The organism is Opitutaceae bacterium (assembly GCA_041395105.1).
Classification (GTDB): domain Bacteria; phylum Verrucomicrobiota; class Verrucomicrobiia; order Opitutales; family Opitutaceae; genus B12-G4.
Window position 1 is genome coordinate 808616 of record JAWLBB010000001.1, and the last position, 18452, is coordinate 827067.

Here is an 18452-nt window from a genome sequence, read left to right on the forward strand (position 1 = left end):
CCTTACTCGACCGTTCCCACGGTTTCCTTGATGGAACCGCAGTGCAGCATGGCGGCCCCGTAGTAAGGATTGGCCACCTCCGGCTTGGTCTGGATCCAGTCGGCCTTGGCCATCGGGCAGGTCATCACATAGTGACCGGGGATCCATTGGGCCAGGCGGATGACCTGTTTGGAGATGTCCCGAAAGATGATCCGTGCCTCATCGATCGTCCGGGAGCGTTCGAGGTCTGCCACCCGGCGGTCGAGGTCCTCTTCGCCGAGGCATTCCGCCCAGAGTCCAAGGTCCTCGGCCCCGTCAATCGCCCCCTTCAGATCGTCCGCCGCCAGGGCCACGGCGATTTTCTCGTAGGACGGAATGAGGTCGGCGCAGGCCTCCTTGCAGCAGGTCCCCTGGGGCACCGCCGATCCGACGTCTTCCGCAAAACCGGCGCAGGTGAAGAGAAACACGGGGAGGAGGAGGAGGCGTGCGATTTTCATGCGGGTGTCTGGGACATCAGCGGATCTGTCCGGTTCCGCGGATGACATACTTGTAGCTGCAGAGTTCGGTCAGGCCCATCGGCCCGCGGGCATGGAGCTTGTCGGTCGAGATCCCGATCTCGGCGCCGAGGCCGAACTCGAATCCGTCGGTGAAACGGGTGCTGGCATTCCAGTAGACGGTGGCGGAGTCGACGCCGGCAAGGAATCGGTCGGCCCGGCTTTCATCCCGGGTGATGATGGCGTCGCTGTGGGCGGAGCCAAAGGTGTTGATGTCGCGGATGGCGGCGTCGAGAGACGGGACCACCCGGACAGCGAGGATCAGGTCGAGGTATTCTTCACTCCAGTCGGCCTCGGTGGCCGGCTGAAAATCGATCTGGTGTGCCTCAAGGATGGCGGCTGCGGCCGGGTCGACCCGGAGTTGAACCGCGTGTCGACGAAGGGAGCGGGCCAGGCCGGGCAGGAGGGTGGAAGCCACCCCGGCGTGGATGAAAAGGTTTTCTGCCGCGTTGCAGACGGAGGGACGCTGACACTTGGCGTTGATGACAATTGCCTCGGCCATGGCCGGATCGGCCTCCCGATCGACGTAGACGGTGCATACGCCCTTGTAGTGTTTGATCACCGGGATGGTCGAGGTTTCGGCCACAAAGCGGATGAGCCCCTCGCCGCCCCGCGGGATGATGCAATTGACCAGGCTGTCCAGTTTCAGCAGGGTCAGGAGGGCATTGCGGTCGGTCGTCGGGATGAGTTGAATGGCCGCTTCGGGCAGGTTGGAATCCCTGAGTGCCTGTCGGATCAGGCCGGCCAGGGCCTGGTTGGTGTGGAACGCTTCCTTTCCGCCGCGAAGGATGGCGGCGTTGCCGGATTTGAGGCAGAGGATGGAGCAATCGACGGTCACATTGGGGCGCGACTCGTAGATGATGCCGATGACTCCGATGGGAACGCGGACCTTTTGGATCTCAATCCCGTTCGGTCGGACCGTTTTCTCGATTTCCAGGCCCACCGGGTCGGGCAGATCGCGAACCTCGCGGGTGCCTTCGGCCATGGCTTTGATCCGGGCATCGGTCAGGCGAAGACGGTCGAGGAGTGCGCCGGTCAGTCCGGCGGCTTCACCGGCTTCAAGATCCCTGGCGTTTTCAGACTGGAGGATTGCCACCGAAGATTCCACCAGATCGGCCAGACGGCTGAGAAAGGCGTTCTTGGACGCGGTCGACGCGGTGGCCAGGCGGAGGGATGCCTCCCTCGCCCGGCCGGCCATGGCACGGACCATCTGGTCCAATTCGGTATCAATCGCGGTCGTCACGGCTCAAACCAAGGCCGGGATCGCCGAATATTCAAGAAATACCGCAGTTGCTTGATCCGCCGGTTCCCCCTTGCTATCGTCGGAATCTGCATTTCCGTTGAGCGGTTTTTCCTTTCCATGCCGAGCCTGAGATTACTGACCCTGAATATCGCCCACGGACGCGGACTGTCCCTCTATCAGGGGTTTCACTCTCTCAAGTACATTCACCGCAACCTCGACCGAATTGCGCACCTTCTGCGTCGCCTGCGGCCGGATATCGTGGCCCTGCAGGAAGTGGATGAGAGTTCCCATTGGAACAAGCACATCAATCTCCTCAGTTACCTCCAGGAAAACGCCGCTTATTCGCACGCCTTTCTCGGCGTGCATAATCGTCGCGGGGGGGAGAAGGAGCTGGCTTACGGGAATGCCATCCTGTCCCACCACAAGATCCACTCGACCGAGGCCATACCATTCGGAACCAAGACCCTCGGGGAGAAGGGCTACGTCTTCGCCCAGGTGGAGGTGGGGCAGAGGGTGATCCCCGTGATCAACCTGCACCTCGACTACCGATCAAGGCGGATCCGCACCGAGCAGGTTGAACGCATCATTGAGGATCTGGACGAACGGTCGCGACACCTCGAGGGATCCCAGCGGATGGCGCCGATCATCTTCGGCGATTTCAACTCCTCTTCGAAACGCGCGCGGGATGCCGTCCAACACCTTCTCTCCCATGTCCGCAAGCATACCCACTACCAGATTCATCCGGAGGGAGGGCGGACGTTTCCCGCTCATTTTCCGCGTTGGGGTTTCGATTTTTTCTTTGTCCCGCCGGAATATGAAGTGACCAGTTGCCGGGTCATCCGCAGCTATGTCTCCGACCACCGTCCGGTGCTGATGCAGATCCGTCTGCCGGACTCCGCGGCGGCGGGAATCAATGGCGATTCGGCGGTTGCCGGGGCGGGCGTCGAACCCGGCGGGCCGGTCAATCCAGCCTGATCAGCCGGAGCAGATCGGCGGAACGGGCATCGATCTCGGCCCGGCCCGCCGCTTCCAGACGGTCGCAGGAAAACGACTCGACGGTGAGACTGGCGGTGGCGGTGGCCTGAATCAGGGCGCGTTTGAGCGCGGCGAAGCCGGTCGCTCCCTGTGCGGCCAGACTGCCGACGAGCGCACCGAGATAAGAGTCACCCGCGCCGGTCGGATCTTCGACCCGGGTGACGGGATAGGCGGGGAGCATGAAAAGCCCGTCCGAATGGAAGAGAACGGAGCCGTGTTCACCCTTCTTGATCACGATGGTCTTCGGCCCCAACCCCTTCAGGCGTCTTCCGGCCAGAATCAGATTGGACTCCCCCGTCAACATCCGGGCCTCATCGTCATTGACCACAAACAGGTCGAGGCGGGGCAGGAGGCGGTCGAGGTCACTCCGGGAGATATCGATCCACAGGTTCATGGTATCGGCGGCCACGAAGGGGTGGCCGCTGATCTGATCGAGAACATTGTGCTGGAGCGCGGGGTGGATGTTTCCCAGCAGGACGTAGGGCGTCGACCGGTAGCTGTCGGGAAGGACCGGATTGAAGTGCTCAAAAACATTGAGGTCGGTCCGGGTCGTCTCGCGGGTGGCGAAATTCTCTCCGTAAACACCCGACCAGTAGAAGGTGGGCCCGGAGGGGTCCGTCTGGAGGCCGGTCAGGTCGATCGGATGGCGGCGCAAGCGCTCGAAGTGGGCTTCGGAAAAGTCGTTGCCGACCACACCGACCAGGTTGACGGGGGACTGGTAGCTGGCGGCGATCGACGCGTAGGTGGCCGACCCGCCGAGAACGCGGCCGCTTTCCGCAGTCGAAGTGGTGATATCGTCAAAGGCGACCGAGCCGACGATCAGAACAGGCGATTGGGTGGAGGCGCGCATGATGTTAGGGCAACAGGTTCTGGCAGGAACCCGGGGGTCTTGCCAAGCCTGGATCTGCGGAACGGTTTTCGGATAGCCGGCATTGCATTTGGTCCGGCCACTTCTTAACCCTTGAAAAGCGTGCCCAATCCGATCCAACCGTTGATGGAGAATCTGTCGGCCTACCCGTCCTGGCTGGTGGCCGCCTGCACCCTGATCGTGCTCACGGGGGTCTGCGCCTTTTTCTTCAAGGTCTTCCGCTTCGTCATCGTGACCGCCCTTGTTGTGGTCGGGTTGATTCTGACCGCTTATGTGACCCTGCGGCTGGCCGACTGAAGAAGGCTTCCGGCCAGAGTTTGCTTGTAAAGGCTTTTGGCCCCGGTTTAACACTCGCCGATGAAGTACATCTTCGTAACCGGCGGTGTGGTATCTTCCCTGGGCAAGGGGCTGACGGCAGCCGCACTGGGTGCGTTACTGGAGGAACGGGGCCTGACCGTTCGGATTCAGAAGTTCGATCCTTATCTGAATGTGGACCCCGGGACGATGAGTCCGTTTCAGCATGGCGAGGTGTACGTGCTCGATGACGGTGCTGAGACGGATCTTGATCTTGGTCATTATGAGCGCTTTACATCGGGACAACTCAGCCGGCTGAACAACCTGACCTCAGGCCAGATCTACGAGTCGGTCATCCAGAACGAGCGGCGCGGGGTCTATCTGGGCAAGACGGTTCAGGTGATTCCCCATGTGACCAACGAAATCAAGGAACGCCTTCGGCAGACTGGAGAGAATGTCGATGTGCTCATTACGGAGATTGGCGGAACAACCGGCGACATCGAGGGCCTGCCGTTCCTCGAAGCCATGAGGCAGTTCGCGCTCGAGGTCGGGCACGGCAACGTCCTCTTCATGCACGTGACCCTGATTCCGTATCTCAAGGCGGCGGGTGAGCTGAAGACCAAGCCCACCCAGCAGAGTGTCGCCAAGCTGCGCGAGATCGGCATACAGCCGGACATCCTGGTCTGCCGTTGCGATCACCCGCTGAGCAATGAGTTGCGGGAAAAACTCAGCCTCTTCTGTAACGTGCCGGTCCGGGCCGTCATCGAGGAGATGGACGTCGAGTCGTCGATCTATGAACTGCCCCTCATGCTCCAGCGCGAGAAGGTTGACGATCTCGTGGTTGAAGGACTTGGCCTGACCGCGCCGCCCAGCGGTCGCAATGTCTGGACGGATGTCGTGCGCCGTCTGAAATCCCCGGCCAACCGGGTCGAGATCGGGGTGGTCGGGAAGTACATCGAACTCCAGGATGCCTACAAATCGGTTTATGAATCCCTGACCCATGGAGGGATTGCCAACGATTGTGCGGTCAAGATCGTGCGGATTGATGCCGAAGCGCTGGAGGAGGAGAATGGTGGCGAGCGCTTCAAGGGCCTCGACGGCATACTGGTTCCGGGCGGGTTCGGTGATCGCGGAACGGAGGGCAAGATCGCGGCGGCCCGTTATGCACGGGAAAAGAAGGTTCCCTATTTCGGCCTCTGCCTGGGCCTGCAGATCGCGGTCATCGAGTTTGCCCGGCATATCCTCAAACTGGAGACGGCCAACAGCCTGGAGTTCGATCCCGAATCTTCGGACCCCGTCATCACCCTGATGGAGGAGCAGAAGCTGGTCGTCGACAAGGGGGCGACCATGCGGCTTGGCTCCTACGAGTGTGCGCTGGTTCCCGGCACCCTGTCGGCCAAGGCCTACGGGACCTCCTCCGTTCGTGAGCGCCATCGTCATCGCTACGAGGTGAACAACGACTATGTGGAGCGGCTGGAAGCGGCGGGCATGCGCGTGAGTGGACGCAATCCCAAGCGGAATCTGGTCGAGATCGTCGAGCTGGTTGACCATCCCTGGTTCGTTGCGGTTCAGTTTCATCCGGAATTCCAGTCCAAACCGAACCGGGCCCATCCTCTTTTTGCGGATTTCATCGCGGCGGCCATCCGCAGGAAGAACAATCGTTGACTGTCTGACATGCTTTACGATCCCTCCCGGCTTCTCGTCATCGCCGGTCCCTGCTCCCTCGAGACGCTCGAGGTCTGCCGGACGGTGGCCGGAAAGCTGCGCGAGATTGCCGAGCGCTTCCCTGAACTGCAGATCGTTTTCAAGGGCTCCTTCGACAAGGCCAATCGCACGTCCATCTCCGGGGCCCGCGGTCTCGGAATTGATGAGGGCCTGGCCATGCTGGCGCGGATGCGCTCGGAATTCGACCTGCCGGTTCTGACCGACGTGCACCTCCCGGATCAGGTTGCCCGGGTCGCGGAGGTCTGCAACGTGCTGCAGATTCCCGCCTTCCTATGCCGGCAGACGGATCTCCTCGTGGCCTGTGCACGGAGCGGATGTACGGTCAACGTGAAGAAGGGACAATTCCTTTCACCGCAGGAAATGGAGCATGTTGTTGCCAAACTGGTTGGTTCGGGAGCCGGGGAGATCTGGCAAACGGAGCGAGGGACGACTTTCGGCTATCAGAACCTGGTGGTCGATATGCGCTCGTTCCCGATACTGCATCGGTGGGGGGGGGCGGTGATCTTTGATGCGACCCACAGTGTTCAGTTGCCGGGAGCGGGAGGCGGCAGGAGCGGCGGGGAGCGGGAATTCGCGCCGACCCTGGCCCGGGCCGCCGTGGCGGCGGGGGCGGATGGCCTCTTCATTGAGACTCATCCGGATCCGGATCGTGCCCTTTCGGATGGACCCAATATGGTGCCACTGGATGAGTTGGAGCCCCTGCTGGTCACCTGTCTGGCCATCCGGCGGGCGGTTCAGACCGGATAGGATTTGACCGGGGCCGGTTCCGCTTCAATCCTAGGCAACTCCCGTCGGGGTCATTACCACTTTGTCTGCAGCATGCCAATCCGACCGATTCTCAGTCTTCCGGCCACTCCAAGGGTCCGTATTTGAAACAGCCTTCTGATGGATTCACTTCTGGTTGAAATTCCGGTCCCTTCGATGGGAGCCACCGTAAACGAGCTCACTGTCATCGATATCATGATCGAGGATGGGCAGGCCGTGAAGAAGGGCGAGCAGATCGCTGAACTCGAGAGCGACAAGTCTGTTTTTGAGTTCGAGTCGCCCTGTGATGGTGTCGTCCGGGCAGTCCTCTGTCGGGCGGGCGATATTGTCCCGAGCGGCGCGCCCTTTCTGCGCATCGAAACCTCCGATCTGAGTCTCCGCCATCTCGCCCTGTCCTCTGCCGGGCAGTCCGGTGGGAACGGAGCGGTAAGGAAGAGCTCGGGGCTGGCTTCGACTGACGGACCGACACCCGCGAATCTCCCCGTGCACCCGCATCCGTCAGCTCCCTCACCCAAGGCCGCCGCCCCGGCCGGTATCAAGTGGACCCCACGGGCGATCAAGTTGGCTACGGACGCGGGTCTGGATCCGGCAGGTATCATCGATATTGAGGGAACCGGTCCGGGTGGACGGGTTTCGGGCGACGATTTGACCCGTTATCTGGAGCGACAGCCCAAGGCGGAGGGGACCGCACCGGTCCCCTCCGCTGCGATCGCGGGAGCGACAGGGGACCAGACGGTCTGTGTGGCCGGAATCGGCTACGCTTTTCCCAGGCAGGTCCGCTCCAACCAGGAAATCCTGAAGGCATTTCCGGATATGACGGAGAAGGACTTCTTCAAGGTCACCGGCATCCGCCAGCGCTATGTCGCCGGTCCGGACGAGTCGGCGACCAGTCTTGCCGAGATGGCCGCCAACAATGCGCTGGAAATGGCCGGACTCAAGGCTTCGGACCTGGATGGGGTCATCGTGGCCACCCTGATTCCAGATCAGCCGGTTCCGAGTGCGGCCAGCGCTTTGGCCCGCCAGCTCGGCATCCGTTACGCCCTGGCCTTTGATGTGAACGCGGCCTGCTCCGGGTGGCTTTACGGGCTCGAGGTCGCGCGGGCCTTCATCCGGGCCGGGACGGCCAAGCGTCTGCTTGTAGCGACGGCCGAGCTCCTGTCCCGAATCACCAATCCGCGTGACCAGTCGACGGCCTTTCTCTTTGGCGATGGCGCCGGAGCGGCCATCGTCACGGACAGTCCGGCGGGACACCGTCTCAACCGGATGGGCTTGTCGGGTGATGCCGAACTCTACACCGCGATTCAGAGGCGGGGCGGCGGCGCCCGGCAGCCCGTTCCTCAACCGGGCGATAATCTGGATCAGTTCTACATCACCATGGATGGCGCAGTCGTCTTCAAGCATGCGGTCATCGCTTTCGGGACCATCATCGAGGACACGCTCAAGCGCCACAACCTGACGGTGGACGAAGTCGACTGGATTGTCCCGCACCAGGCGAACGAACGCATTCTCAAGGCGGTCAGCAAGCGGGTGAGCATCCCTTACGAGAAATTCGTTGTCACGATCGGCGAGTACGGAAACACATCGGCGGCCTCGGTTTCCATGGCGTTCGGCTGGGCGGCGGAGGAAGGGATCTTCAGTTCGGGCGACAAGATCATTTTCTGCAGTGTTGGTGCCGGTCTCACCTTTGCCGGTGGATTGCTGGTCTGGTAGGCGGCCGAAGCCGCGGCCGCTTTACTGCAACTCGTAGCTCAGAATGCTCAGGGCATAGACGGCGGCGGTTTCGCAGCGCAGGACGAGCGGACCGAGGGAAACCGGCTGAAAGGCGGCGCTTTTCGAGTTACCCATCTCGGCCGGGGTGAAATCCCCCTCGGGGCCAACCATCCAGACCATATTTTTGGGGGCTTGCGAATGCTCGAGCCGGTATTCGGCCAGCACGTCCCGGAGAATCCGCGCGCCCGGTTGCAGACTGGCGACGAGCCGGAGATCGAATTCCCTGGCTGAGGTTTCCATGAATTCGCGAGCGGTCTGGGGAGCGAGGATTTCCGGGAGAAAAGCATTCCCGCATTGCTTCGCCGCTTCGATTGTCGCGCTGCGCCACTTTGCGGTCTTGACCTCCTCGCGGTCCTTCTCGAGGTGAACTTCGGTCCGTTCGCTGTAAAGCGGGGCGATCCGGGCGACGCCAATCTCGGTCGCCTTGCGGACAATTGCGTCCATCGACTTGCCCTTGGGCACGGCCTGGGCCAGCGTGATCCGGTAGGGCAGGGGCTTGATCCGCTGGTGGAAGCGCACCTTCAGTACGGCCCTGCGGCGATCGGCTTCGACGCATGCGCAGATCCATTCGTTTCCCTTGCCGTCGAAGGCGACCACGGTGTCCCCGCTCTTGGCCCGATTGACCGAAATCAGATGGTGTGACTCATCGGGATCCAGTTCGATCGAGGTGGGTCCGAGTTCGTGAGGGCGGAAATAAGAGCGAAAATCCGGCATGAGCTCAAGAAACGGGGGCAGGCCGTCCGGAGGCAATCGAAAATCAGGAATCCGCAGGGTACGAAAAAGAGGCACCGCTTTTGGCGATGCCCCTTTTCCGACTTATCAAACTACAAACTAGAACTAAACCCTAATAGCTCTCTTGCGTGGGGATAGACGGGGGTGAAGGGCAAAACGTTCAAATTTTCTTTGGACGGTGAAAAAAAGTGCCTGCTGTCGCCACCCGGTCGACGGGTTATTCCTCGAGCCGGGGGCGTCCGGGTTGGAGACAGCCCCGTGAATCCGGTCGCCGAACCCGGAAAGAAAAAGAGGCACCGCTTTTGGCGGCGCCTCTCTTTCCGACTTATCAAACTACAAACTAGAACTAGAACAAAACCCTATTAGCTCTCTTGCGTGGGGATAGACGGGGGTGAAGGGCAAAACGTTCAAAAAAAGACCGCCCCCCTGATCGTGTCGCGCACATCCCCGGACACTTCCCGGAGGTTTGATTTCTGAAGTAGCTGATTTTCAGGAAGTAAATGGCCTTGCTAATAAGATGTGAAGGTTAAGGCGCCCCCGACGAAGCGCGGAATTTTCGTTGAGCGAGACATTTTTCTTCCCATTTGGATTGGATTGAAGTCGCATCATTTCTCCCTGGTAGGCCCGGATGGCGGAATTGGTAGACGCGCTAGACTCAAAATCTTGTTCCCTCTGGGAGTGTCGGTTCGATCCCGACTCCGGGTACCACAAGAGAAGCTCGAGGAAGACGTGATTGGGACTTGCCTTCCAGTCCGGCAACCCGTTCTTTCGTTGGCTTTGGCGGGCCGTAGCGTAGCCTGGTAGCGCGCTTGCATGGGGTGCAAGAGGTCGCGAGTTCGAATCTCGCCGGCCCGACCATTATTCCTGAAAACTATTGAGTCTCGGGGAGGATGGCCGGTATCGTAAAGGTATTGTGCAGAAAGCGGCCAAGAAAACGCCCACTGAAGTGCCCACTAGGTCGCCCATTGGGCGCCCACTAAAGGCTCCCCCTCGAGGCCTCTCGTTTGAGCACCGACCGAGTAACCCGCTTCCTTTCTTTGCCAGGTGGCGTGAACCGGGGGGGAAGAAGCGCTCAAAGGCCTTCGCAACGGAAAAGGAGCGCTGGGTATTTGTAGCGGCGTGGGAGAAGCGCAAGGAAACGTTTGGAAGGGCCGCCGTGGTAGCCAGGCCGGAGCAGGTTGAGACCTGGAGGCTCTTTAGCGAGATCACGGAAGGCGCGGACCCTTTGGAAGTTGCCAGGTGGTTCGTGAAGCATGGTCCCAGCGTTGGCGGTCAGATGAGGGTAGCGGACGCGATAAAGCGTTACCGGGAGACTGGCCGTCTGACTGGGCATGCATCCCTGCATCTCGATCGCCTCGAGGCCGCCTTTGGTAACACCCGTCTCGGTTCGCTGCAGACTTCAGACCTTGCAGAGTGGGTCGACTTCTTGGTTCATCCCAAGACCGGCGCGGCCGTAGCTGCCTGGACAAAGCGGCATCATTTTTGCACGGTCAAACGCTTTTTTGAAGTCTGCGTTCATGAGCGGTGGATGGATCGCAATCCGATGGAGACGCTCAAACCGCCACATAAGGACGAGGACGACATCTACGTGTTGCCCGTCAAGGACGCCGAGAAGCTATTCAATGCTGCCAGTAAGTCGATCGCTGTCGGTCGTCTAGCACTTGAGGCGTTCGCGGGGTTGAGGTATTCATCAGCAGCCAGGATCGCCAAGGCAGATCTGGATTTCAAAGAGTGTGGTGTCACCATGCAAGGCAAGAAGCACAAGAGCGGTCGGCGTCACTATGCTGAGGGTTTCCCTGGGAATCTGTGGCTTTGGCTTGAGGCTACCCCCGACCAGTGCTGGTCGTTGACCGAGCGGCAATATTTCGAGGAAAAGAGCCGTATCTTTCGTGCTGCGGGTTTGAAGCCCGAGGGAAAGGCCAAGACCGAAGAGGAGAGAGAGCAATTGGCCAGAATGCGTAACGTCTTGCGGCACAGTTTCGCATCATACCATGTCGCGCTGTTCGGCGATGCAGCCAAGACGGCCATCCTGCTTACCCATCGAAATCAGGCCATGCTCTATCAGCATTACCGGGGTCGGGCGACGAAGAGAGATGCAGTAGCGTATTTTGGTATAGTCCCTGGTTAACGCTCGCGACACAACTCGCGCGCTTTCCGTTTTTGGGATGAGTACTTCGATTCTGATCGCGGATTCGGTGGCAGAAGGGGCACCTCGCAAACTCTTGGTCCGAACGGTTGGCGCCACTCTTTGGACCTTTGGAGTCTCCGGTGCTCTACCTGATACGGTTCTGGAGATTGTTAAGGACGATCAGACAATAGCTGAGAACGACGATTGGAGTGATGCCGCAAATTCTGGTTTCATCTTCAACGTGTCTGCCGCGCTTGAAGCGTTAAGGTTGAAACCAGGAAGATTGGACTCTGACGTCCAGACTATCCTCTATCTCGGCGCCTATTCGTTCAGAGTAGGGGCAAAGGACGGTGCGACGGGTGTAGCTTTGGTTGGCATTTCCAAGGTTCTGTAGCAGTCTATAACGCGGATTCGCGATGGTCTTTCACCTATTGGCCAATGCATGGAAGCGTTTACGATGGTGTCCTAGGCTCTCACGGTGGGAATCGGTGAGGGGGATGGGTTGTTCCCAGGTCAACGCCTGCCGGGCGGCGGGGCTGAGCTTGGGTGAGAACTCGGGCTTTCCGTGGTCGTCGAAGGTGACGAGGGCGCGATCGAAGGCGGCGTCCCAAAGGGCAGAGAGAAGGAGGCCGTTGCGGACGTCCAGGCGCCGGGCATCGTCGGTGCAGTCGGCCCAGGGGATGATGTGGGAGGCACGGAGGAGTTCGGGGTCGGTGATGCCAGTGAGCGGGCAGCGACCCTGCCAGTATTCCATCAGGCTCTTGCGGAAGATGTCCTGGCCGATGCGTTGGATGACGAGGCGCTCGACCTCGGTGGTTTGGGGCAGTTTGGCGGTTTGCCGGTGAAAGGTCTTCAGCGGCGCGTCCGGGAGGCTGGTGGCCAGTTGGTAGAGGCGGGGCAGAATGGCGTAGAGGGCGGTGAGGGTCGGGAAGCTGAAGCGGTCGATCCCCGGACCGGTGATACCGGCGGATGGGAGGGCGAGTTCCGCGATTACACCCGGATGGTCGAGAGCCAGGAACCACGGACCTTGATCGGAGGCGGCGGCGAGCCAGAGGGTCCCCTGTGCCGTGGTGGATTCAAAGGCAGCCCAGCCGTCTGACTCCCCAAGTGCCCGGCGGAAGCCGTATTGCCAGGCGGCTTTCTCGCACTCCTCACGGATGACGAAGGGTTGGGGTGTCACAATGGTCATGCACTCTGTGTCACCATCATCTGGAGTTTGCCACCGATTTGGTCGGCCAGATTTTGGAAGTCTTGCCCGCAGTCTTTTACTGCATAGGTGTGCGCGCCGATGGCCCCATCAGCAGATTTCAGATGGAAAATTGGCTTTCTGGCTTCCATGGCCATGGGCATGAGGCTGCGATAATGCTTCAACAGCCCGAGGCAGTTGGAGTCTTGTTCAGGGGAGCCGGCTCCATCGGGAGGGAGGTCGAGCACCTTTTCCCGGAAGGTTGAGGGAATGCGCTTCGCCCACTGATCATAGGCTGCAACAGGGCGGCTGTCCCGGATTCCAAACTGCAATACCACGTATCCGAGTGGAGTCATGGTGGCAGAGGGTAGAGGCAGGTCCGAGGCGGGATTCTCGGCCAATCGTTTGTTCCACTCTATGCGCCACTTCTTGAGAGTAGGCCCGAGGTTGCGCAAACCCTGAATGGAGAAGAGATCGGGAGCTACCGGGATGACCACGGCATCGGCGCAGATCAGGGCGGCGCGGTTGATAGCTCCGAAGTTCGGGCCGACGTCGATCAGTACCAGATCCGCCTGCAACTCGTCGGCGGCTTGCTTGATGATGCGAAACAGTGAACTTGTGACGCGGAAGGCCGGTTCCTTGCCGTCCAGGCAATCTCCCCATGCGTCAGATAGATTGGACTCGAAGTTGGAAAGGTTGAGATCGCCAGGAATGAGCGACAAATTCCGGGATATTCTTTGCGTTGGAGTCGGGCCGATGTCACCGACGCCACGGATGATCGGCGTCAGAGGTGCGATGATGCTCTGTTCCTGTGTGTGGTCCGGGTTCCACAATGCCTCCAACTTCTGCTCCGGGAGGAACATTGAGGTGACATTCGCCTGGGGATCAAGATCCGCCACGAGCACGCGCTTGCCGAGATCGGCATACATCCAGGCAAGGTGGTAGAGCAGCGTGGTTTTGCCGACGCCACCCTTGTTGTTGAAAAATGCGACGATCTTCATCGGAGCGGGTGCTTGGGGATGATGGCGAGGAAGTGGCTGGTGTGGTAGTCGAATTGCGGTTCCGGGCTGCCGTTGTCGGCAAGCGCGCGTTTGGCCCGGGCGATGCCGCGGCCGAAACGGTTCACATAGCCAAGCGTGTGCATGGCTTCGGCGACGACAGGATTCCGGTAGGCGTTGACGTGTGGGAAATTTTCCGGCGACGCCTCGCCATAGAGTCCTCCGGGATTCTGGATCTCGATGCGGTCGCTGAATTGATAGAAGCGTATCGGCCCGGTGGACTGGTAGTCGCGGTGCAGGATAGCATTCATCAGCAACTCGCGCACCGCCTCGGTCGGGTAGTCAAAAACCGGATGTTCCCGGAGTTCGGATACGGCAACCGGCTTTTGGGTGAACCGGCCTTTGAGGAAACTGTCCAATTCCGCGAGGATCGTGATCAGGTTTCCCGTGAAGGTTTTCTCCGCGAGCACATCGGCATCGAGTTCCGGCCCGTCATACTGCACGAACTGCACCTTGGCGCCGGGGAACAGGTCCAACGGGTCGTAGGCGAAGACCAGCATGCCGGCATTGGTGGGACAGGTCCGCTTGAGATTGTAGAAGCGCAGGGCGGCAAGTTGCTCCTCGACGGAGCGGTGATTCTCCGCGATGACCTCGGCCGCCACCGCGTGCGGGCGGTAGCTTTGGCGGAAGGTTTCCAGATCCAGACGATCGAGCGCACCCTCCGGGCAGGGCGTGGCGTCGAAGGTGGGGAAACGGGATGATCGCCGCTCCATTAGGACGCGCTCTTCGGCTTCGGTGGCGAAGTCCTTGCGCGGGCCGACACGGATGCAGACGCGGCCTTTGGAACGAACAGGCGGCAGATCGTGCGGGTGGACTTCCACCACGATCACATCGCCTCCTCCTGCGGGATGCGGGTGGGCGGCCACGTTCATGACTGGCAAAGGCATCACTTGACCGTCCGAACGGTACGAGGCGAACTGTTTGAGCAGCGCATCGGTGGCTTGAAGGCGGAAAGACGAATCCCTCTCGTCCACCCCGATGAGCAGGTAACCCGGCAGTCCTTTCCCCGCCATATCGTTGGAAAACGAGCAAATCGCCTCCCGGAACTTGTCTACGTCCGTCGTGGACCGCGTCTTCTCGACTCGATCAGTTTCGGTGCAGGCAATCAGATTCTGGAGGTCCTCGGGGGTCATGTCGGCTTTTGGTATGCAGGCGGGGGGAACGCGGGCAATCTAGGGTAAGGGCGGACCATTTCACAGCCCCATTTCGGCGAAGGTGCCCTCCGCTTCCATGCGGTCCCAGGCTTCGAGGACGAGGCGGCGGGTGCGGTATTCGCCGTGGTGGCGGATTTCCTTTTCCTTGAGGACGCGGAAGGTTTCGGAGGGGTAGTCGGGGCCTTTGACGTCGGCGGGGTCGAGGATGTAGCGGAGTTCGTCGCGGTCGAGGCCGTAGGCGCGGGCGTAGAAGGCGTCCAACTCCGCCCGCAACTCCGCCCGGCGGTCCTCGTCCCACGCAAAGGGCGGGCCGTCATAGCCCAGATCCCGCGCGAACGGGGCCAGCGAATGCGAGGTGTAGGTGAGTTCCAAGACCCGCGGAACGATGAAGTCGAGGCGCGGGGCGGTGTAGAAGATAGGCGGAAGAATGGGGAGCTGGAAGAGAAACTGGTATGTCAGATTGGTGCCGCCGAGTTTTTGTCTCTCCACATAATCCGTAACGATACTGGCAAAATTCGCCTGAAGGCACGCCACTTTTTTGGGTGATTGATCTGCCATTGCCAGCGGAAGAGAGTTTCCTGCTGCGGTTCGAGGAAAGATAGTGGAAATTAGCGTCCGTTCATTAGTTGCATTGGTTATATTCCGCCATCCCATAAGCCATCTGTGCGGCCACCCTTGACCTGATAGCCTTGAGTCGACTTCTGGCTCTGGAACCCAGTAACGAGGAATCGGTTCGCAGTCCGCGTCACGCTTTTCATCTGCCGCGAGGTCTCGGCTATCGGTTCCTGATAAATTGTAGGTCGCCCAACGATGATCGAACTGATGGATCATCTTGGCTTCATAGAGTGGCACGTAAGATTGGCCGCCTTGCGGTGCTATCCAACGGTTACCTTCGCGACTATAACCTAGATCAAGAAGCTGTTCGGCGGTGTGAAACCACTCTGAATCTTCGGCCATATGCCAAATGCGAGTATGAAAGCTGGCGTTCCACATGTTGCCTTCACTCTCTGCCCCTTCCGGGTTGAAGACGGAAACGTTTGCGTAAATCTTAGCTGAAAGATCGGCGTCAAGGCGCGATCGAAACAGTGGAGCTGTTCGGGTGTTCGGATTAATTGATGCAATCTCTTCCTCTGTTAGGAAATAGCGTCTATCTTTATCAGCCAAGTGGTCTGTAGAAAGTAGGTAGCAGGCAAACTCGGCGGGCGCTTCTGTCGATCCAATCGTAAGAAGCACGAAAGGGGTGTCGGGATGTATGGCAGGAAAGATTTTCCATGCATTGTCGAACATAAACGCAGAGGAGAGACGACCAGAAGTCATTAAATGCTCGAAGTAGAATCGCGTGGTTGAGTCGGTCGCGATGCCGGTCGGCAAGATGATCCCCGCACGACCGCGGCCAAGATCAGCGAATAACTCGGCGAAGAGGGCGTAAGTGTTGACGTCCCCTCGACCGGTAAGAGCAAAGCGTCCGCCTTCAATTCCAGCAGTTCGTGCAAACTCACTGGTTGCCTCCGACTCACGTTTGGCGGACGCGAAGTCGTCGAAAAGACAACGTTCAGGTGAACCCATCTTTGCCATCGCGAGGGTGTTTATCAGCTTGTCGCGGGCGGCCTTGTTTTGTGCGCCAGCAATCTCCGGCGACCGTGTCGCAAAGAACTCCTTTTCCTGAATTTTGACTCGCTCCCACGGCGGATTCCCCAGCACCACATCGAATCCCCCGCATTGCATCACATCCGGGAACTCCAGCGGCCAGTGGAATGCGCGGGCACGGCGGGCGGCGGCGGGTGCGGCTTCCATGGCGGGGCGGATTTTCCCCTGGTTGAGGGCGAGCCAGAGTTCCTCAGTGGTGGGGACGCTGCGTTTGCTAGGATCGGTAGGTGCGCCGCCGGTTTTGGGCAGGAGGAAGGCGGCGACGTAGAGATCGCAGGCGGTCTGGGTTCGGAGGAAGTCCTGGCCTTTGCGCAGGGTCTCGAAGCGCTTGGCCTTGGTCCCGATCTGCTCGACGGTTTCCTCCGGCAGGTCGCGGAAGCCGGAGAAGTCGGCGGCGAGGGGTTTGGTGTCCGGCATCTGGGCCTGGCCGGAGCCGAAGTCGAACTCGCCCTGGCCAGCCTTCGCACCCTTGTTGGCCTGCGCGTAGTATTTCGCGGTGTCCTTGTCGTCGCCGGTGAGGGGTTTGTAGGCGGCATAGGGGATACCGTCCTGGAGCACCTTGAGATCGAAGACGCCGAGGAGGGCATCGCCGCAGCGGATCTGGGCGTCGAAGAAGCCGAGGGGCAGGCCGGGATCGACGGTTTCGATCCAGAGGGCGACCTTGGTGAGTTCCACGGCCATGGGATTGCGGTCCACGCCGTGGATGCAGCAGCGGGTGACATCGCGGAGGGCGTGGCGGAAGTCCTCTGTGGAGGGCGTGCCTTCGGCGCGGATGCGGGCTAGACGGGTGGCGATGCGGCGGGCGGCGGCGAGCAGGAAGTGGCCGGATCCGCAGGCGGGGTCGATGATGCGGAGCTTCAAGAGCGCCTTGGCGGGATCGTCGGACTCGGCCTCGATGCGGTCGAGCACGGGATCGAGGGCGGTATCGAGCAGGGACTGGACGAGCGGATCGGGCGTGTAGAAGGAGCCGGTGATTTTGCGCTGGTTGCCGCGTTGTTCGACGGCATCGGAAGCGAAGAGCAGGCTGCGTCCATCGGAACCGAGCTGGGGCTGGAGTTCGAGGAGGGACTCGTAAACGGAGCCGAGTTCCTCGGTTTCCATGGCGCGCCAGTTCACCGGGACCATGCCGGTCTTTTTGTCGTCGGTAAGCCAGGATAGTCGGTAGAGGGCCTCCATGAAGGCGCGGTTGCGGAGGCGGGCGGTTTCCAGATGCGGAAGCTGGTCGGCAGCGAAGAGACCGCCGAGGGCGGGCAGGGCGAGTTTTTCCTCCCCGGCGGTGAGCGAGCGGAAGAGGATTTTCACTCCCTCAAAGCGGTCGTGGTGGCGGTCCCAAGTGGCGCCACGGGTGCAGAGGGCGCGCAGGGCGGTGAGCGAGTAGCCCTCGGCGTAGAGTTTCCGCGCGGCGGCGGGGGCTTTGGGTGCGTGGAGCAGGTTGCGGTCCTCGGCGACCATCAGGAAGATGAGGCGATAGACGAGGCGGAGGAGTTCGTTGAACCAGCCGGTGAGCGGGATGTCGCCGGACTGGATGCGCTTGGAGAGGTCGGGATTAGCCTCGAGGAAGCCAGAGCCGAGGAGCTTCAGGGCGAGCTGGACCTGCCCGGCGAGGCGGTCGCGGGCGGCTTCGCCTTCCTTGGCCCCTGCATCGCGCCAGCGTTCGAGGGCACAGTCGGTGGCGGGTGTGCCGGCTAGCCCGAAGCGGGTGCGGTGGCAGAGCAGCCAGAGGACGGCGAAGGAGGCGGCGTCCTCGTTGGTGAAGATCTGGGCGAGGTCGGCCTCGATGTAGGCCGGGCGGGTGAGCGAGGCGTTGTCCCGCAGGAGGCGGAGGACGGTGCCATTGGTGGCGATGCCCCAGAGGGCGTCGTCGCGGTCGTTCAGGTAGTCCTGGATGGCGAAGGCGGCGGAGCGGGAGCGGTCGGAGGAAAGCGTGGGGCTTTTTCGGTCGAGCTTTTCCTCGTCGGGCGGGGTGACGACGATGGGCACGCGGCTTCCGGCGAGGAGGGATACCGCTCCCTCGTGCGGGGCGAGGTCGTCGAAGCCGAGGGTTTCGGCGAGGAAGTCCTTGATGAAGCGGCGGGTGGCCTCGGCGGAGGGGTGTTGGAGTTTCCGGAAGGCATCGAAGTGGGACTGGCCGACTCGGAAAGCGGTGGAGATCTCATCGCGGATGGAGAGGCCCTTGCGGATGCGGTAGGACTGTCGGGTGTCCTCATCGTCCTTGGGCGCGGCGAGACTGGCCACCATGGCGGGGGCGATGAGGTTGCCTTCGAGCGTGAGCGAGGGCCAGGCGGAGAGGTCGGTGACGGGTTTGCGAGCCATG

The 18452-nt window shown here is 60.8% G+C and carries 15 protein-coding genes and 2 tRNA genes; 9 read left to right on the forward strand and 8 right to left on the reverse strand.

The window, feature by feature from the left end:
- Nucleotides 1-2: 2 nt before the first annotated feature.
- Together R3F07_03155 and R3F07_03160 are read right to left on the reverse strand one after the other, a co-directional pair.
- The gene (locus R3F07_03155; GenBank protein MEZ5275364.1) at nucleotides 3-476 is read right to left on the reverse strand and encodes a hypothetical protein; all 474 of its coding nucleotides are present in this window, start codon (nucleotides 474-476) and stop codon (nucleotides 3-5) included.
- A gap of 16 nt (nucleotides 477-492) precedes the next feature.
- On the reverse strand, nucleotides 493-1776 hold the full coding sequence (locus tag R3F07_03160; protein MEZ5275365.1) for a glutamate-5-semialdehyde dehydrogenase: 1284 nt from the start codon (nucleotides 1774-1776) through the stop codon (nucleotides 493-495).
- 117 nt (nucleotides 1777-1893) lie between these two features.
- Here R3F07_03160 and R3F07_03165 point away from each other — a divergent pair, with 117 nt between their 5' ends.
- Nucleotides 1894-2751: an endonuclease/exonuclease/phosphatase family protein gene (locus R3F07_03165; GenBank protein ID MEZ5275366.1), complete on the forward strand. Its 858-nt coding sequence runs from the start codon at nucleotides 1894-1896 to the stop codon at nucleotides 2749-2751.
- Here R3F07_03165 and R3F07_03170 read toward each other — a convergent pair.
- Nucleotides 2738-3661 carry a PfkB family carbohydrate kinase gene (locus R3F07_03170; GenBank protein ID MEZ5275367.1) on the reverse strand — a complete coding sequence of 308 codons (924 nt, stop codon included), beginning with the start codon at nucleotides 3659-3661 and terminating at the stop codon, nucleotides 2738-2740. The genes R3F07_03165 and R3F07_03170 overlap by 14 nt on opposite strands.
- A 120-nt stretch (nucleotides 3662-3781) precedes the next feature.
- Here R3F07_03170 and R3F07_03175 point away from each other — a divergent pair, with 120 nt between their 5' ends.
- From R3F07_03175 to R3F07_03190, 4 genes are all read left to right on the forward strand, one after another.
- Nucleotides 3782-3976 carry a hypothetical protein gene (locus tag R3F07_03175; protein ID MEZ5275368.1) on the forward strand — a complete coding sequence of 65 codons (195 nt, stop codon included), beginning with the start codon at nucleotides 3782-3784 and terminating at the stop codon, nucleotides 3974-3976.
- A gap of 60 nt (nucleotides 3977-4036) precedes the next feature.
- On the forward strand, nucleotides 4037-5638 hold the full coding sequence (locus tag R3F07_03180; protein ID MEZ5275369.1) for a CTP synthase: 1602 nt from the start codon (nucleotides 4037-4039) through the stop codon (nucleotides 5636-5638).
- Nucleotides 5639-5647: 9 nt separating this feature from the next.
- Nucleotides 5648-6445 carry a 3-deoxy-8-phosphooctulonate synthase gene (gene kdsA, locus R3F07_03185; GenBank protein ID MEZ5275370.1) on the forward strand — a complete coding sequence of 266 codons (798 nt, stop codon included), beginning with the start codon at nucleotides 5648-5650 and terminating at the stop codon, nucleotides 6443-6445.
- A 138-nt stretch (nucleotides 6446-6583) separates the two neighbouring features.
- The gene (locus R3F07_03190) at nucleotides 6584-8173 is read left to right on the forward strand and encodes a beta-ketoacyl-ACP synthase 3 (GenBank protein ID MEZ5275371.1); all 1590 of its coding nucleotides are present in this window, start codon (nucleotides 6584-6586) and stop codon (nucleotides 8171-8173) included.
- A gap of 21 nt (nucleotides 8174-8194) precedes the next feature.
- Here R3F07_03190 and R3F07_03195 read toward each other — a convergent pair whose 3' ends face one another.
- Complete coding sequence (locus R3F07_03195) at nucleotides 8195-9022, reverse strand: RsmE family RNA methyltransferase (GenBank protein MEZ5275372.1); 828 nt, start codon at nucleotides 9020-9022, stop codon at nucleotides 8195-8197.
- 565 nt (nucleotides 9023-9587) lie between these two features.
- Here R3F07_03195 and R3F07_03200 point away from each other — a divergent pair.
- The 4 genes from R3F07_03200 (at nucleotide 9588) to R3F07_03215 (ending at nucleotide 11487) form a co-directional block, all read left to right on the forward strand.
- Nucleotides 9588-9673: transfer RNA gene (locus tag R3F07_03200), tRNA-Leu, on the forward strand.
- 73 nt (nucleotides 9674-9746) lie between these two features.
- Nucleotides 9747-9823 (forward strand) — tRNA-Pro (locus tag R3F07_03205).
- Nucleotides 9824-10211: 388 nt separating this feature from the next.
- Entirely contained in the window at nucleotides 10212-11093 is an 882-nt protein-coding gene (locus R3F07_03210; protein MEZ5275373.1) for a hypothetical protein, read from the forward strand.
- Nucleotides 11094-11130: 37 nt separating this feature from the next.
- Nucleotides 11131-11487 carry a hypothetical protein gene (locus R3F07_03215; protein MEZ5275374.1) on the forward strand — a complete coding sequence of 119 codons (357 nt, stop codon included), beginning with the start codon at nucleotides 11131-11133 and terminating at the stop codon, nucleotides 11485-11487.
- Between the two features lie 30 nt (nucleotides 11488-11517).
- Here R3F07_03215 and R3F07_03220 read toward each other — a convergent pair whose 3' ends face one another.
- Genes R3F07_03220 through R3F07_03235 form a run of 4 tightly spaced genes read right to left on the reverse strand, consistent with a single transcriptional unit; the run spans nucleotide 11518 to nucleotide 18451 of the window.
- Nucleotides 11518-12282: an HNH endonuclease gene (locus tag R3F07_03220; protein ID MEZ5275375.1), complete on the reverse strand. Its 765-nt coding sequence runs from the start codon at nucleotides 12280-12282 to the stop codon at nucleotides 11518-11520.
- Nucleotides 12279-13280, reverse strand: coding sequence for an AAA family ATPase (locus tag R3F07_03225; protein ID MEZ5275376.1), 1002 nt, complete (start codon nucleotides 13278-13280; stop codon nucleotides 12279-12281). The genes R3F07_03220 and R3F07_03225 overlap by 4 nt, the downstream gene beginning before the upstream one ends.
- A complete protein-coding gene (locus R3F07_03230) occupies nucleotides 13277-14470 on the reverse strand; it encodes an ATP-binding protein (GenBank protein ID MEZ5275377.1) in 1194 nt (397 codons plus the stop codon). Before R3F07_03230 ends, R3F07_03225 begins: the two co-directional genes overlap by 4 nt.
- Nucleotides 14471-14530: 60 nt before the next feature.
- Nucleotides 14531-18451 (reverse strand): N-6 DNA methylase, encoded by a 3921-nt coding sequence (locus tag R3F07_03235; protein ID MEZ5275378.1) that lies wholly within the window; start codon nucleotides 18449-18451, stop codon nucleotides 14531-14533.
- Between the last annotated feature and the right edge of the window lies 1 nt (nucleotide 18452).

Coding starts and splice junctions, on each gene's coding strand:
- R3F07_03220 (MEZ5275375.1), bottom strand. CDS start 12,282: ATGACCATTGTGACACCCCAACCCTTCGTCATCCGTGAGGAGTGCGAG.
- R3F07_03170 (MEZ5275367.1), bottom strand. CDS start 3,661: ATGCGCGCCTCCACCCAATCGCCTGTTCTGATCGTCGGCTCGGTCGCC.
- R3F07_03165 (MEZ5275366.1), top strand. CDS start 1,894: ATGCCGAGCCTGAGATTACTGACCCTGAATATCGCCCACGGACGCGGA.
- R3F07_03235 (MEZ5275378.1), bottom strand. CDS start 18,451: ATGGCTCGCAAACCCGTCACCGACCTCTCCGCCTGGCCCTCGCTCACG.
- R3F07_03180 (MEZ5275369.1), top strand. CDS start 4,037: ATGAAGTACATCTTCGTAACCGGCGGTGTGGTATCTTCCCTGGGCAAG.
- R3F07_03190 (MEZ5275371.1), top strand. CDS start 6,584: ATGGATTCACTTCTGGTTGAAATTCCGGTCCCTTCGATGGGAGCCACC.
- R3F07_03155 (MEZ5275364.1), bottom strand. CDS start 476: ATGAAAATCGCACGCCTCCTCCTCCTCCCCGTGTTTCTCTTCACCTGC.
- kdsA (MEZ5275370.1), top strand. CDS start 5,648: ATGCTTTACGATCCCTCCCGGCTTCTCGTCATCGCCGGTCCCTGCTCC.
- R3F07_03215 (MEZ5275374.1), top strand. CDS start 11,131: ATGAGTACTTCGATTCTGATCGCGGATTCGGTGGCAGAAGGGGCACCT.
- R3F07_03225 (MEZ5275376.1), bottom strand. CDS start 13,280: ATGAAGATCGTCGCATTTTTCAACAACAAGGGTGGCGTCGGCAAAACC.
- R3F07_03230 (MEZ5275377.1), bottom strand. CDS start 14,470: ATGACCCCCGAGGACCTCCAGAATCTGATTGCCTGCACCGAAACTGAT.